The following is a 15069-nucleotide window of genomic DNA, read 5'->3' as shown; positions in this document are numbered from 1 at the left end:
GTCCCGTCGGGTGGCCTCTTTGTCTGGCCGGGTGGTCGCTCGGCTGGTCCGGGTGGGCCGAAGTTGCACCCGTGTCACGTGCTCTGATAGACATCTCCTCGCCGAACGGAGACGGGAGGCGTCGTCCGGAGCAACTGGCCTTCGACGAGGAGCGGGATCCGCGACATCGCGGATTTGGCCCCTCGGGGGAAGCCTGCTAGAGTTCCTGATCGCGCCTCGGGTCCCGAGGGGCACTGATGGCGAAGGTCTGTCCGGTCACGGACGGCTGGCGTCGTCTGCGGACGTGGCTCAGCTGGTAGAGCATCACCTTGCCAAGGTGAGGGTCGCGGGTTCGAATCCCGTCGTCCGCTCGGAGAGGGTCTCGCCCTTGGAAGCTCGGCAGGAGCAGGTCTCCTGCCTTCGGACCGGGTGCATCCGGGATGTGTCATCCGGGTGGGAGTCCTTCACGCGGTGGAGTGGCCGAGAGGCGAGGCAACGGACTGCAAATCCGTGTACACGGGTTCAAATCCCGTCTCCACCTCGGGCGGTTGGCGCAGCGGTAGCGCGCTTCCCTGACACGGAAGAGGTCGCTGGTTCGAACCCAGTACCGCCCACCAGAGAGAAAGTTGTCCGATCGGTACCCACCGGTCGGACGACTTTCTTGTTCCCGGTCCACTTCCTCGTGGTTCCCGGTCCACTTCCTCGTGCTGGTGGGCCGGCTCGTCCCCTCGAGTCAGTTGTCGGTGCCCATCCAGTGCATGAACCCGCGCCACCACCCCTTCGTACGACCGAACCAGCCGTCCCAGGGGGCCCGGCGGTGCGACGACCTCGGCGCCTCGACGGCGGGTGTCCGTGGGCTGCGGGACTGCCCTGACGGTCGGTGCGCCCGGGGCCGGGGCGGACGTCACCGGGGTGACGACGGCCGGAGCCGGTGTGCTGGAGGGTGTGGCTGGCGCGGTGGCGGCCGGGACCGTTGTGGGGGCGGTTGTGGTCACCGCGGTCGTCGAAGCAGTCGGCTTCGTCGTGGGAGAGGGCGTCGGGGCGGTGGGGGTGAGCGTCGGAGGTGTGCTGGTGGGGGGCGCGCTGGGGGCCGGCGCGAGCGGGGTGGGGGTGGCCGCTGCCGGCCGCGGTGACAACGTCGGCGGCGCCGTCGTCGGCGAGTCCGCCGTGGTCATGGTCGTGGTCGGAGTGGCCGCAGGCACGCGCACGGGCGTCACCCCGTACTGGACGCAGCGACCGTCCGAGATCGGCCCCGCCGCGACGAGGTAGTCCTTCGCCGGGTTGAGGATCACCCGCGTCACGCCGGTGATCGCATCCATGCAGGCGTCGGACAGCCTCCTCGACGTGCCCTCCCCGCCGACATAGACGTCGATCCATGGGACCCGTCCGCTGCTCGTCCGGTAGCCGGTGTGGCAGGGGCCGTTCTGGGGAGTCGACCCGTCACCGCAGGTGTCCTCGACGATCACGTACCGACGCAGGTTGGGGATGTACATCCGGGTACCGGCCGGGTAGTCGAGGACGTCCCCGGCTGCGGTGATGCTGTGCCCGACGGCCAGCGTGATCGGATCTGCATATGTGCCGACGCCGCCGGCCGTGCGGTGGATGACCGGATCCGAGATCGTGCTGCTGCCCGCCGGCGTGTTGTCCCACCAGCTGTAGCCCGTCAGGTAGAACTGGACGGACCTGTCCGAGGCGGCATCGGCGATCGGGGTGAAGGGCAGCACGGTGATCGTCGTGGTGGCGACGACGGCGGCCAACATCCGTGCGGGAATCGTGTTCATCTGGGGCCCTCTCCGGGTGTGCCCGATCGGCGAACCGCCGCGAGCGAGCTCGATCCCGTTGAGGGTAGAGCCGGCCCGATCCGAGAGGACACCCTCCAGTTACAGGTGAGCTTGAGGATCGCCGCCCGGAGGTGTGAGCGGCAACCACCGTCCCGCCACCGCCGCCAGGAATCGACCTCACGAGAGATCTCGGTACGCCTGCCTGTCGGCTCCTCGGTCGGCGGGTGACGACCGCGCCCGGCGTCCCGGATTTGCCTCATCCGGGGTGGCGTCTGCTAAAGTTCCTGAACGCCTCGCCAAGCGATTGACGGGGTCGAAGATGGTGCAGGATGCCCGGCAGGGTCTCCTGAAATCGTCTGCGGACGTGGCTCAGCTGGTAGAGCATCACCTTGCCAAGGTGAGGGTCGCGGGTTCGAATCCCGTCGTCCGCTCGGAGCGGGTTCCGCCCTTGGGCAGACCTGTACGCCCTCCGCCGGGCGAGTTTCTTCACGCGGTGGAGTGGCCGAGAGGCGAGGCAACGGACTGCACATCCGTGCATGCGTGTTCGCATCCCGTCTCCACCTCGGGCGGTTGGCGCAGCGGTAGCGCGCTTCCCTGACACGGAAGAGGTCGCTGGTTCGAACCCAGTACCGCCCACCAGGTCTTCTCCGGCCGGCTTTCTCTCCTGCCCCGCGGCCCCTCGCGATGTCCTCTGCCGCCCCCAACACATCCGGGGCTCAACGCCTGCTGGGGACCCGGCGCATCCGGGGCCCGATATCTCCTGGGGCCTCGACGCATCCGGGGTCGGCTACACCCGAAAGACCGGCCGGACACCCGCCGACATGCGAGCACCTGGCCGCGGGCGCTCGGAACCTTCACCTTCCGGCCGGGCCTGTCCGGAAGGATCTCCCCGGTCGTCGGCACGGTAGGCTCGTGGATCGACGCCACCGGCGTCCCTGGAGACGCCACCGGCGTCCCTGAACACGAGCCCGTCCGACCGCATGCCCGGTATGTGTGCGACAACCGGTCGGGGAGAGAGGAAACCGCCGTGTCCATCACCGTCACCCTGGTCCGTTCCGACACCTTGCGCGAGGTGGTCGCCGACGGCACCACGGGGCTGGACCTGTTCGGCGAGGATCGTACGATCGTCGCCTGCCGCGTCAACGGGGAGATCAAGGATCTCCATCTCCCGCTGCCCGACGGCGCCACGGTCGAGCCGGTCCTGATCGGCAGCCCCGACGGGCTGAACATCCTGCGCCACTCCTGTGCCCACGTCGCCGCCCAGGCCGTACAGAACCTCCATGAGGAGGCGAAGCTCGGGATCGGCCCGCCGATCACCGACGGTTTCTACTACGACTTCATGCTCGACGAGCCGTTCACCCCCGAGGCGCTGAAGGCGCTCGAGAAGCAGATGCAGCGGATCATCAAGGAGAAGCAGAGTTTCCGGCGGCGGGTCGTCACCGATGAGGAGGCCCGCGTCGAGCTGGCCGACGAGCCGTTCAAGCTCGAGCTGATCACCGACAAGGGCTCGGCCAACGCCGAGGACGGGTCGTCGATGGAGGTCGGCGCCGGTGACCTGACCATCTACGAGAACGTCCGGCGCAACGGCGAACGCGCCTGGGAGGACCTCTGCCGCGGCCCGCATGTGCCGCACACCGGCTACATCCCGGCCTTCGCGCTGACCCGGTCCTCGGCCGCCTACTGGCGCGGTGACCAGAAGAACCAGCAGCTCCAGCGCCTGTACGGCACCGCCTGGCCGTCCAGGGACGAGCTGAAGGACTACCAGACCCGGATGGCGGAGGCCGCCAAGCGCGACCATCGCAAGCTGGGCAGCGAGCTGGACCTGTTCTCCTTCCCCGACGAGATCGGCTCCGGCCTGCCGGTGTTCCACCCCAAGGGTGCGCTGATCAAGATGCAGATGGAGAACTACTCCCGCCAGCGTCACCTCGAGGCCGGGTACTCCTTCGTCTCCACCCCGCACATCACCAAGGGCCATCTGTTCGAGACCTCGAAGCACCTCGACTGGTACGCCGACGGCATGTACCCGCCGATGCGGGTCGATGAGGAGCGCGACGAGGACGGCACGGTCGTCAAGCCGGGCGTCGACTACTACCTCAAGCCGATGAACTGCCCGATGCACAACCTGATCTTCTCCTCACGCGGGCGCTCCTACCGCGAGCTGCCGCTGCGGCTGTTCGAGTTCGGCTCGGTGTACCGCTACGAGAAGTCCGGTGTCGTGCACGGCCTCACCCGGGCCCGCGGCTTCACCCAGGACGACGCGCACATCTACTGCACCCGCGAGCAGATGAAGGACGAGCTGACCCGCCTGCTCACCTTCGTCCTGGACCTGCTCAAGGACTATGGCCTCGATGACTTCTACCTGGAGCTGTCGACCCGTGACCCGGAGAAGTCCGTCGGCGACGACGCGACCTGGGAGGAGGCGACCCGTACGCTCGCCGAGGTCGCCCATGCCTCCGGGCTGGAGCTGGTGGACGACCCGGGCGGCGCCGCGTTCTACGGCCCGAAGATCTCGGTCCAGGCCAAGGACGCGATCGGGCGCACCTGGCAGCTGTCGACCATCCAGCTGGACTTCTTCGAGCCGGGCCTGTTCAACCTCGAGTACACCGCTGCCGACGGCTCCCGCCAGCAGCCGGTGATGATCCACCGGGCACTGTTCGGGTCGATCGAGCGGTTCTTCGGCGTGCTGCTGGAGCACTACGCCGGCGCCTTCCCGGTCTGGCTGGCGCCGGTGCAGGTGGTCGGAATCCCGGTCGCCGGCGAGTTCACCGGCTACCTCGACGAGGTCGCCGAGAAGCTGCGGGCCCGGGGCGTACGCGTCGAGGTGGACTCCTCCGACGACCGGATGCAGAAGAAGATCCGCAACGCCCAGAAGCAGAAGGTGCCCTACATGCTGATCGCCGGCGGCGACGACCGGGCGGCCGGCGCCGTCTCGTTCCGCTACCGCGACGGCGAGCAGAAGAACGGGGTGCCGATCGACGAGGCGATCGAGGAGATCGTCGAGGCGATCGCACGGAAGGTCCAGGTCTGATCGCGGTGCAGCCCGACCGTATGGGGCAGGAGGGGGGACCGGTCACCGTCGAGGCCTCGACGCTGGCCGGCGACCCCGACGTGTTCGACCGCCTGTGGGTCGCCCATCGGCAGGCGTACGTCAGCGGGGACAAGCATCCGCGGCCGGCGGCGGGGGACACCTGCCCGTTCTGCACGGCCCCGCGGACCAGTGACGAGGACGGGCTGATCGTGCACCGCGGCGCGGTGGCGTACGTGTTGCTCAATCTCTACCCGTACAACGCCGGCCATCTGCTGGTCTGCCCGTACCGGCACGTGGCCGACTACACCGACCTGACCCCGGCCGAGGTCGTCGAGGTCGCTGAGCTGACCCGGACGGCGATGACGGTGATCCGTTCGGTGAGCCACCCGCAGGGATTCAACCTCGGGATGAACCAGGGCGAGGCGGCCGGGGCCGGCATCGCGGCGCACCTGCACCAGCACGTCGTGCCGCGCTGGCGCGGGGACACCAATTTCTTCCCGATCGTGGCGAGGACCAAGGCGATCCCGCAGCTGCTGGGGGAGACCCGGCGGCTGCTCGCCGAGGCCTGGCCCGGAGCCTCCCGGCCGGACGTGGCCCGGCGCGAGGCGGCCTCCGACGCGGCCGAGCCGGAAGCGGACCCCGACCCGTCCCGGCCTGAGGTGCCTTCTGACACGGCGTCCCGACCCGACGTGGCTCCCGACACGGCAGAACGGACCGACTGATGCTCGAACGGTTCCGCCACGGCTGGCGCCGGGTGATGACGCCACCGGCCCGGCTGCTGCTGGGCCGGGGGGTCCACCCGAACACCGTCACCTGGGTCGGCACGCTGTGCCTGGTGCTGGTGGCGTTCGGCACCATCCCGTTCGGCTGGCTGTGGCAGGGGGCCCTGGCGATGGGTGTCCTGGTGATGTCCGACTCGGTCGACGGCCAGATGGCCCGGCTCAGCGGCCAGGAGTCCCGCTACGGGGCCTTCCTCGACGCCACCCTGGACCGGGTCAGCGACGCAGCGGTGATGACCGCGGCGATGATCCACTTCGTCCGGATCGGCGACTCACCCTGGATGGTCGGCCTGGCCGGTTGGGCACTGGCGATGGGGCAGGTCACCTCGTACGTGAAGGCACGGGCGGAGGCGGAAGGCTTCCACGCCGACGTGGGCATCGCCGCACGGGCCGACCGGTTGGTCGTCGTCCTGCTCGGCCTGCTGCTCTCCGGACTCGGAGTGCCGCTGGCCGCCGAAGCGGCGGTGGTGCTGCTCGCCGTCGCCGGCACGGTGACGGTTGCACAGCGCCTGTGCACCGTCCGGACCCAGGCGGAAGTGCTCCAGGACCGGTGAGGACGACCGTGATCACCGGCCAGGCTCCGGCCGCTGCCACGACGTCGGTCGGCCCGGCCACCGGGCACCGTACGCCGTGGTGGGTGGTGGCCGCGATGGCCGTCGCCGGAGCACTGATGATGCGGCTGGCGTTCCCGCAGCCCGGCTGGTGGCCACTGCTGGTGCCCGGACTCGCCCTGGTGTTCGCCTCCGCCTCGGTGGCGGTCCGCCCCCGGACGGCGGTGCCGGTCGGATTCCTCAGCGGCCTGGCCTTCTACCTCCCGCTCGTCCACTGGGCGACACTCTTCCTGGGCTGGCTGCCCTGGGTCGCACTCGGCACCGTGATGGCCGCCTGGTGGACGCTCGGTTACGTCGCCGTCCACTGGCTGCACCGGTGGGGGAGGACGGCCTGGCCCGGGCCGGTCGGGCGTTGGCTGCTCACCCCGCTCGTCACCGCGGGGCTGTGGACGGCTCGCGACGCGCTCTCCAGCTCCTGGCCCTACGGCGGCTTCGCCTGGGGGCGGCCGGCCCAGTCACTCGCCTGGAGCCCGCTGCTGGACGTCGTCGCCTGGCTCGGACTGGCCGGGACCGGCTTCGTCCTCGCGCTGCTGGCCGCCTGGATCGTGCCGGTGGCCCGGCGGGCCGTGTGCCGCGGCGTCCGACCGTCGTCGCGGCTGCTGCCGATCACCGGCTGGCTCGCCATCGCCCTCGGTCTGGTGGCGGTCCCCGCGTTCCCGACGCCGACAGTGGGGACGATCCGGGTGGTCGGGGTCCAGGGCGGCGACGACAGGGCCGGATACTTCATGGGCGGCCAGCCGGGCGATGTCCTCGCCGCGCACCTGAAGGCGTCGGGCCTGATCGCCCCCGGCACCGCTCCCGACGTGGTGGTCTGGCCGGAGGGATCGGCGGAGTGGGACCCGGCGAAGTGGCCGGTGCTGACGGACGAGTTCGACGCCCTCAGCACCCGGCTGGGGGCCCCGCTGCTGCTCGGGTCGTCGACCGAACGGGACGGCAGGACCTACCAGTCCGAGTACGTCTGGCCGACCTCGGGGGGCACCCGGCAGATCTACGACAAGCGCGATCCGGTCCCGTTCGGGGAGTACGTGCCCGACCGGGAGGTCTACACCAGGATCGTCCCGGGCCTGATCGGGCTGATCCAGCGCGACATCGTGCCGGGAACCGGTCCTGCGGTCCTCGGACTGACCACACGGGACGGGCGGTCCGCCAAGGTCGGGGTGGCGATCTGCTACGACATCATCGACGACGCGCTGGGCCGGGAGGCGGTGCGCGACGGGGCGCAGTGGCTCGTGTCGCCGACCAACAATGCCGACTTCGGCCGGACCGACGAGCTCGACCAGCAGCTCGCCTTCGCCCGGCTGCGGGCCGTCGAGACCGGCCGGGCCCTCGTCCAGGTGTCCACCGTGGGGCACACCGCCGCGTTCGGCCCGGACGGCCGGGTGCTGGCCCAGGTCCCCTGGTACACACCGGAGGCGATGGTCGTCGACGTGCCGCTGACCACCACGATCACCCCGGCCGTACGTTTCGGGACCGCGATCCGACTGACCGGCGCCGGGATCGGCGTCCTCGGCCTGCTGGCCGCGGCGCTCGGCGCCACGATCCGGCGTCGTCGGGGAGCGGGGGCGGTCTCGGCATCGCCTAGGCTGTCGATGTGAACGGAGCGGGGGGGAACCAGCGGTCGGCGCCGGTGCGCGCCGACAGCATGGACCTGCTGCGGGAGATCCAGGCCTGCGCCGTCGACCCCGACTACACCCGCCAACGGGCCTGGGCCCAGGGCGGCCGGGCACATCGCTGGGTGCAGCTGCCGGTGTTCGTCCTGGCGGCGATGCTGTTCGCGATGTCCGCGGTGATGACCACCCGCGCGGCGCCGCAGATCGAGAAGGACCGGGCCGCGATGATCACCGCCATCCAGGCCACCCAGAAGGACCAGGACCAGCTCCGCAAGGACATCGCGACCACCCGCTCGGAGGTGTACGCACTGCAGCAGCAGGGGCTGGCCAACGATGCGGGCAACGCCCGGATCGGCGGCCAGATCGACCAACTGTCGGTGCCGACCGGTGCCGTCGCCGTGCACGGCCCGGGCCTCGAGATCGTCGTCGACGACGCCACGTCCGGTGCCACCGACGCGCGGGTGATCGACACCGACCTGCAGCAGCTGGTCAACGGCCTGTGGCAGGCGGGCGCCGAGGGCATCGCCGTCAACGGACACCGCCTCACCGCGCTCACCGCCATCCGCGGCGCCGGTGACGCCATCACCGTCGACTATCGTTCGCTCACCAGGCCGTACACGGTCAGCGCCATCGGTGACCCGAACAGCCTGCAGCAGAAGTTCATCAGTACCGACGGCGGCGTCTGGTGGACCTACCTGGAGAAGAACATCGGTATCCGGATGACCGTCACCCGCCAGCAGAACCTGCAGCTGCCCGCGGCCACCAGGGTCACGCTCCGCCACGCGAAGGGAGGCACCCCGTGATCCCCATCATCGGGCTCGTCGTCGGAATCGTCCTCGGGATCATCTTCCAGCCCGACGTCCCGGCCGCCCTCCAGCCGTACCTCCCGATCGCGATCATCGCCGCGATGGACGCCATGTTCGGAGCCTTCCGGGCCTGGCTCGAGGGACGGTTCAGCGACCGGGTGTTCGTCGTGTCGTTCTTCTCCAACGTGTTGATCGCCGCCCTGATCGTCTGGGTGGGCGACCAGATCGGCGTCGGGTCCCAGTTGTCGACCGGTGTCGTGGTGGTGCTGAGCATCCGCATCTTCACCAACGTCGCCGCGATCCGACGGGCGATCTTCCATGCCTGACGACCGCGCCCGCTCCGAGGCCACCCCCGGCGACGAACCGCCCGCCACGGCCGCCCCCACCGGCCCGGATCACCCCCGGCCGGCTCGTCCCCAGCCGGATCAGACCCGGCCCGGTGAGGTCGGGGCGCCCGGCCCGCGCGAGGCCGAGCCTGCGTCCGTCGAGGAGACCCGCGGAGACGCCCGGGTGTCCGCGGTGCCCGGTGACCCGGACGATGCCGTGGGGTCGGACCACCCGGATGACGCCGTGGAGTCGAGCGACCCGGCCGGCGCCGTCGACGCGGAGACCGAGCGGTCGCAGCCGGTGCAGGCGCCGCCCGAGCACCACGAGGTGATGGCCGAGGACCGGCCCGAAGAGGACCTGACGGACCCGCCCGTCACCGTGGAGTCGGCCTCGGCAAGCACCGATGCAGAGGCGGACTCTGACCCTGAGGTGTACGTCGACGCTGAGGTGCAGGTCGAGTCCGGGACGGGCGATATCGGGACAGAGGTGGCCCCGGAGGAATCCGACGCTGCCGAGCCGGTGGCCCCCGAGGCCGTGACCGGCGAATTCGCTGACGACGGACCGGCTGCTGATACGGCCGCCGAGGCTCCGTCCATCTGGTCGCGGGAGCACCGAACGGCCGGGACCGGATCGACGCCCGCCGAGCCCGACCCGACCTCGTCGGCGGGGCCCGGGACCGAGGACCCGGAGCCCTCGCCGGTCGACGCGGCGCCGGCGCGGCCGACGGTGCGCGACTGGTTGCGCCCGGAACGCACCCAGGTGGTGGTCGCTCTGGTCCTCGCCGTCGTGGCCTTCGGGGCCGTCACGCAGATCCGTACCCGAGGCCAGGTCGACAGCTACAGCTCGCTGCGTCAGTCCGACCTGGTCGGCATGCTCGACGGGCTCAATCAGGAGTCCCAGCGGCTGCAGAGCGAGCTGGAGTCCCTCCAGAGCGCCCGCAACGAGCTCGAGTCCGGCCAGAACAACGAGGCCCTGGCCCGCTCCCAGGCCGAGGATCGGCTCACCGCGCTGGGTATCCTCGCCGGCACCCTCCCCGCCCAGGGGCCGGGCATCACCATCACGATCACCGACCCGCAGGGGAAGGTGAAGCCCGCGATGATCCTTGATGCTCTCGAGGAGATGCGGGATGCGGGCGGCGAGGTGATCCAGATCAACGGCCGGATCAGGGTGGTCGCGAGCAGCTGGGTCGGCAGCGGTCCCGCCGGTATCGTCGTCGACGGGCAGGCGGTGTCCACCCCGATCACCATGGAGGTGATCGGCGATCCCCACTCCCTGGAGGAGGCCGCCCGGTTCCGCGGCGGGCTGGTCAGCCAGATCACCGATCCGCGGGTGGGTGGGCAGGTGAGCATCGCCCGGTCGGATCGGCTGTCGATCACCTCCCTGCACACGGTGCAGTCCCCGCGGTTCGCCCGTACGGTCGAGAGCACCGGCGGCAGCACCCCGGCCGGCAACTGACCGGGCGGCAACTGACCGGGCGGCAACCGACCGGGCGGGTCGCCGAGGTGTTCCGCGGCCCCAGCACCGGGTGCGCGTGCCGGATCCCTCGGCGTTAGGCTAAGGTTCAGTGTTCAGCGACGATGGTCACCCCCCAGACCCAGGAGGACGGATGGAGCTCCCCGAGTACCTCAAATACAGCGAGGAACACCTGTGGGTCAGGTCGGGCAACGGGCGTTCCGTACGCGTCGGATTCACCGAGTACGCGGCCGACCAGTTGCGCGAGGTCGTGTCGATCGAGCTGCCCTCGGTGGGGGACGAGGTGGCGATCGGTGATGTGGTCGGCGAGGTCGAGTCGGTGAAGAGTGCCGGTGACATCCTCAGTCCGGTCGCGGGCGTGGTGACCCAGATCAACGACGACCTCGACGCGAACACAGACCTGGTGAACGACGACCCGTACGGCGACGGTTGGCTGTTCGAGGTCGAACTCGGCGACGATGACGGGGTCGACGACCTCCTCGATGCCGATGCCTATGCAGAACTGATCGAGTCCTGAAAGCTCACCCCCGAGACCAAGGAATTGACTGACATGTTGTGCCCCTCCTGCGGCCACCTGAACACCGAGGACAGCAAGTTCTGCTCGCAATGCGGCGAGCCGTTGGTCACGGTGTCCGAGACCACCAAGGTCATCCCCGCCGTGCCCGAGGACAACGACATCAACGAGCTGAACTCCGACGAGAAGGCGGCGGTCACCGCGCTGCCGTCCGGATCGTCACTGCTCGTCGTCCGTCGTGGCCCCAACGCCGGCGCCCGCTTCCTGTTGGACCGGGACGAGATCACCGCCGGACGCCACCCGCGTTCGGACATCTTCCTCGACGACATCACCGTCTCCCGCCATCACGTGACGTTCCTGCGGCGGCCCGAGGGCGTCGTGCTGCGCGATGTCGGCAGCCTCAACGGGACGTACGTCAACCGGACCCTGGTCGATGGAGACGTCGTCCTCAAGGATGGGGATGAGGTGCAGATCGGCAAGTTCCGGATGATCTACTTCACCGGCGGACGCGGCTCCCGCTGATGACTGAGGCCCGACACTCGATCGGGTGGGTGGTCAAGGAGCTCACGCCGGAGTTCCCCGATCTGTCGATCTCCAAGATCCGGTATCTGGAGACCGAAGGACTGCTGAGCCCCGAGAGAGCTCCCTCCGGGTACCGCAAGTACTCGGCGGGGGATGTCAAGCGCCTTCATTACATCCTCAACATGCAGCGGACGCACTATCTGCCGCTGAAGGTGATCCGCGAGCACCTGGACCAGATCGACCGGGGACTCACTCCGCCCCGGATCGACACCCCCAGCCCGGCCGTCCCCGATCCGCCGCCGGAGCCCGAGGCGGCGCCATCCCGCCGGCCCGCACCCGGTGACCGCCACGTCGATGACCCGCCGCGCACCGGACAGGAGCCGCGCAAGCGCCGCCCGGTGCGGCTGAGCCGGGCCGAGCTGATCGAGAAGTCGGGGCTGGCCGAACCGGTGCTGGCCGAGCTGGAACGCCTGCTGGTGATCACCCCGCGGCGCGGCACCCACTACTACGACCAGGACGCCTTCGCCGTGGCGATCGCGGCCAAGCAGCTCGCCAGCTTCGGCATCGACCCGCGCCACCTGCGCCAGATCAAGATCGCAGCCGACAAGGAGGTCGGCCTGATCAACCAGGCGACCGCCGCCCACAGCCGACGGGGGAGTTCCCGCCAGACCATCGAGGAGCTCACCCGGCTGATCAATGTCACCCATCTGGCGATGGTGCGTTCCGGCGTGCAGCGCGAGCTCGGCTGACCGCGGTCGTGACGGGGTGACCCAGAGGGCTGGCGCGCCACGCCGCCGCGGGTAGTGTGGGGCCATGCGCGAGATGGACGTGGTCGGCGTTCGGGCCCAGATGCCGAACAACGAACCCATCGTGTTGTTGCGGGAGGTCGGGGGCCACCGGATGGTGCCGATCTGGATCGGCTGGAACGAGGCGAACGCCATCGCCGAGGCGCTCGAAGGCCTGCGGCCGCCGCGCCCGCTGACCCACGACCTGATGATCGACACCCTCACCGGACTGGGCCACACCCTCAAGGAGGTCCACATCACCGAGCTCGAGGGCGGGACGTTCTACGCGGTCCTGATGATCGACGGCGTCGAGATCAGCGCTCGCCCGTCCGACGCCATCGCGCTTGCGCTGCGCTGCCAGGCCCCGGTCTACTGCGCCGAGGACGTGCTCGAGGCCGCCGGCTTCGAGGAGGAGGAAGAGGCCGAGGAGGAGGTCGAGAAGTTCCGCGAATTCCTCGACCACGTCAGTGCCGATGACTTCGTCGACGAGGGCGGCGAGGGGGAGGACGACGGGCACGACGGAGACGACGACTCTCCGGGGGATGCCGGAGACGACGGGCCGGCGTAGAGTCTGCCCTGAACCCTCAACCCGTCCCTGAGCTTGAGGTGGTCCCTGGGCGTGTCGCCGCACGGCGGCCCTGTCGTACGGGGCTCCCTGGCTAGTGTCGACGTCGTTGGCAAGCAGCGTCAGCGGAATCGATGACGTGGCGAGCAACGTCCAGCAAGGCAGGCGAGCAGGTCGTCGGAAGGCGGAGATGATGAGCAGCACGACGGGCACCACGAACCCCGCGGTCGAGTCCCCGGTGGCCCAGGCCACGCTCTTCGACGGTGACTTCGCGCCGGTCCCCGAGGACGTCGGCTTCCGCGGCCCGATCGCGGCCAAGGCGGCCGGCATCACCTACCGCCAGCTCGACTACTGGGCCCGGATCGGGCTCGTCACCCCCGGCGTCCGGGACGCGAACGGCTCCGGGTCCGCCCGGCTGTACAGCTTCCGCGACATCCTGATGCTGAAGGTGATCAAGCGGCTGCTCAGCGCGGGGGTCTCCCTGCAGCAGATCCGCAAGGCCGTCGACTATCTGCGCGACCGTGGCGTCGAGGACCTCACCGAGGTGACGCTGATCAGCGACGGCGTTTCGGTGTACGAGTGCACCCGCGACGACGAGGTGATCGACCTGCTCAAGGGCGGCCAGGGGATGTTCGGCATCGCCATCGGCTCGGTCTGGCGCGACGTCGAGGGCTCGCTGTCCGAGCTGCCGGCCGAGCGCAATGCGGAGGAGTCCCCGGCCGTCGTCCAGGGTGACGAACTTGCCGCCCGCCGTCGGCGCCGTCAGGCCAGCTGACCCGGCCGCCGGATCCCGGTCCGTCACGACGCGGTCCGCAGGACGCCGTGATGAGCAAGCTCCAGGAGTACGTGGCCCGGGCGAAGACGGTGCCGTGGATCGCCCACGTCCTGCGCATGCAGGACCGGTTCGGCACCAGGCTGGGCGCTCAGTTCGCCGGGGCGATCACCTACTTCTCGGTCCTGGCGCTGGTGCCCCTGCTGATGGTCACCTTCGCCACCGTCGGGTTCATCCTGACCGTCGCCCGTCCGGACCTCCTCGTCCTGGTCGAGGCGGCGATCACCGAGCAGCTGTCCGGCCTGGGCCAGGATCTGCAGGCGATGATCTCCGGCATCATTCGCAGCTTCCTCATCAACTGGGGCGCCATCGGCATCGTCGGCCTGCTCTCCGGCATCTATTCGGCGTCCGGCTGGGCGGGCAACCTCAAGAGTGCGATCCGGGCCCAGACCCGCGCGCAGTTCGACCTGGCCGAGACGAATCGCAACGTGGTGGTGGAGACGTTGGTCAACGTCGCGCTGATGCTCGGCCTGCTGGTGCTGATCCCGACCACGATCGCCCTGGCGAACGCCTCGACCACGCTGACCGACGCGCTGCTGGTGCTGATCGGGGCCGAAGACGTTCCCGGTGTCGGCGCCGCGCTGCGGCTGGTGGGCATCCTGGCCGCCACCGCGGCGGGCTGGTTGCTCTTCCTCTACGTCCTCACGGTGTTCCCCGAGGAGTCCTTCGCGTTCCGGGTGAAATGGCGTGCTGCTCTCATCGGGTCGATCGGCCTGGGCCTGCTGGAGTACCTGACGAGCTTTCTGGTCGCAAGCTTCACCAGTAATCCCGCGGCGGCGCTCTTCGGCCCCGTCATCGTCCTGATGCTGTTCCTCAACCTGTTCGCGCGGTTGATCCTCTACGTGGCCGCCTGGATGGCGACCGCCGTCCAGCGGGCCAACCCGCTGCGCCTCCAGGACATCGACGCCCCCCTCGCCGCACTGCCCGGCACCGGGGTCACCACCGCCCAGGTGGCGGCCCTGCAGGCCGGCTCGCAGCCCACGTCCCCGGGCACCGTCACGTCACCTGCTGCTCCGGGGGCCGCCACCGCTCCGGGGCTCACCGCCGATGCTGTCGGGTCGACCGCCACCGCTGCCGGGGCCACCCTCACCGGCTCTGCTGCCGGAGCCACCATCACCGGGGAGCGGGAGGCGCGGGCCGCGGCCGCGATGGCCCCGCCACCGGGGACCGTGCAGGTCACTCGCCCGATGGCCGTCCGCAACGCCCGGATGGCGATGCGTACGGGCTGGATCACCGGCACTCTGACCGGGGTCGGGCTGGGGACCCTGCTGGCGGCCTTGGGCCGGGCCCTGACCCGTCGACGCTGAGGCCGGGATGCTCCCCCGCACGGGGACACGGGGAGGGACACCGCGAGATGCGTACGGTGCCCTGGGCCCCGGACACGTACGCCCCGGACTCCGGGCACCTCTGACCCCGGACACGGATATGACCCCGGACACGGACGTGGGGGGGGGGGC

Annotated in this window: 13 protein-coding genes, 6 tRNA genes and 1 pseudogene; all 20 read left to right on the top strand. The window is 70.1% G+C overall.

Features of this window, described 5'->3' with window-relative positions; genetic code table 11:
* Positions 1-277: 277 nt before the first annotated feature.
* The 20 genes and pseudogenes from VB059_RS13515 to VB059_RS13420 all read left to right on the top strand — a co-directional run bounded on the left by VB059_RS13515 (position 278) and on the right by VB059_RS13420 (position 14919).
* Positions 278-350: transfer RNA gene (locus VB059_RS13515), tRNA-Gly, on the top strand.
* A gap of 99 nt (positions 351-449) precedes the next feature.
* A tRNA-Cys gene (locus tag VB059_RS13510) sits at positions 450-520 on the top strand.
* 1 nt (position 521) lies between these two features.
* Positions 522-596, top strand: a tRNA-Val gene (locus VB059_RS13505).
* 235 nt (positions 597-831) lie between these two features.
* On the top strand, positions 832-1248 hold the full coding sequence (locus VB059_RS13500) for a hypothetical protein (protein ID WP_323422499.1): 417 nt from the start codon (positions 832-834) through the stop codon (positions 1246-1248).
* 870 nt (positions 1249-2118) lie between these two features.
* Positions 2119-2191, top strand: a tRNA-Gly gene (locus tag VB059_RS13495).
* 61 nt (positions 2192-2252) lie between these two features.
* A tRNA-Cys gene (locus tag VB059_RS13490) sits at positions 2253-2323 on the top strand.
* A 1-nt stretch (position 2324) separates the two neighbouring features.
* Positions 2325-2399, top strand: a tRNA-Val gene (locus VB059_RS13485).
* 388 nt (positions 2400-2787) lie between these two features.
* Positions 2788-4788 (top strand): threonine--tRNA ligase, encoded by a 2001-nt coding sequence (thrS, locus tag VB059_RS13480; protein WP_323422498.1) that lies wholly within the window; start codon positions 2788-2790, stop codon positions 4786-4788.
* 20 nt (positions 4789-4808) lie between these two features.
* Positions 4809-5363 (top strand): annotated as a pseudogene (locus VB059_RS13475) (HIT family protein); the annotation flags it as partial.
* A gap of 146 nt (positions 5364-5509) precedes the next feature.
* Positions 5510-6121, top strand: a complete 612-nt coding sequence (gene pgsA / locus VB059_RS13470; protein WP_323422497.1) for a phosphatidylinositol phosphate synthase — start codon at positions 5510-5512, stop codon at positions 6119-6121.
* The gene (lnt, locus tag VB059_RS13465) at positions 6118-7773 is read left to right on the top strand and encodes an apolipoprotein N-acyltransferase (RefSeq protein WP_323422496.1); all 1656 of its coding nucleotides are present in this window, start codon (positions 6118-6120) and stop codon (positions 7771-7773) included. The genes pgsA and lnt overlap by 4 nt, the downstream gene beginning before the upstream one ends.
* Positions 7770-8591, top strand: coding sequence for a DUF881 domain-containing protein (locus VB059_RS13460; protein WP_323422495.1), 822 nt, complete (start codon positions 7770-7772; stop codon positions 8589-8591). Before lnt ends, VB059_RS13460 begins: the two co-directional genes overlap by 4 nt.
* A complete protein-coding gene (locus tag VB059_RS13455) occupies positions 8588-8920 on the top strand; it encodes a small basic family protein (RefSeq protein WP_323422494.1) in 333 nt (110 codons plus the stop codon). Before VB059_RS13460 ends, VB059_RS13455 begins: the two co-directional genes overlap by 4 nt.
* The gene (locus tag VB059_RS13450; RefSeq protein ID WP_323422493.1) at positions 8913-10376 is read left to right on the top strand and encodes a DUF881 domain-containing protein; all 1464 of its coding nucleotides are present in this window, start codon (positions 8913-8915) and stop codon (positions 10374-10376) included. The genes VB059_RS13455 and VB059_RS13450 overlap by 8 nt, the downstream gene beginning before the upstream one ends.
* A 151-nt stretch (positions 10377-10527) precedes the next feature.
* Entirely contained in the window at positions 10528-10911 is a 384-nt protein-coding gene (gene gcvH / locus VB059_RS13445; RefSeq protein ID WP_323422492.1) for a glycine cleavage system protein GcvH, read from the top strand.
* A gap of 33 nt (positions 10912-10944) precedes the next feature.
* Positions 10945-11430 carry an FHA domain-containing protein gene (locus tag VB059_RS13440; RefSeq protein ID WP_323422491.1) on the top strand — a complete coding sequence of 162 codons (486 nt, stop codon included), beginning with the start codon at positions 10945-10947 and terminating at the stop codon, positions 11428-11430.
* The gene (locus VB059_RS13435) at positions 11430-12179 is read left to right on the top strand and encodes a MerR family transcriptional regulator (RefSeq protein ID WP_323422490.1); all 750 of its coding nucleotides are present in this window, start codon (positions 11430-11432) and stop codon (positions 12177-12179) included. Before VB059_RS13440 ends, VB059_RS13435 begins: the two co-directional genes overlap by 1 nt.
* Before the next feature lie 64 nt (positions 12180-12243).
* A complete protein-coding gene (locus VB059_RS13430; RefSeq protein WP_323422489.1) occupies positions 12244-12783 on the top strand; it encodes a bifunctional nuclease family protein in 540 nt (179 codons plus the stop codon).
* A 190-nt stretch (positions 12784-12973) separates the two neighbouring features.
* A complete protein-coding gene (locus VB059_RS13425) occupies positions 12974-13555 on the top strand; it encodes a MerR family transcriptional regulator (RefSeq protein WP_323422488.1) in 582 nt (193 codons plus the stop codon).
* A gap of 50 nt (positions 13556-13605) precedes the next feature.
* Positions 13606-14919, top strand: a complete 1314-nt coding sequence (locus VB059_RS13420; protein ID WP_323422487.1) for a YhjD/YihY/BrkB family envelope integrity protein — start codon at positions 13606-13608, stop codon at positions 14917-14919.
* Positions 14920-15069 lie beyond the last annotated feature (150 nt).

It is taken from the genome of Raineyella sp., from assembly GCF_034933565.1.
Taxonomy (GTDB): domain Bacteria; phylum Actinomycetota; class Actinomycetes; order Propionibacteriales; family Propionibacteriaceae; genus Raineyella.
The sequence above is the reverse complement of the archived record's forward strand: the minus strand, read 5'-3'. Positions and strand labels throughout refer to the sequence as shown.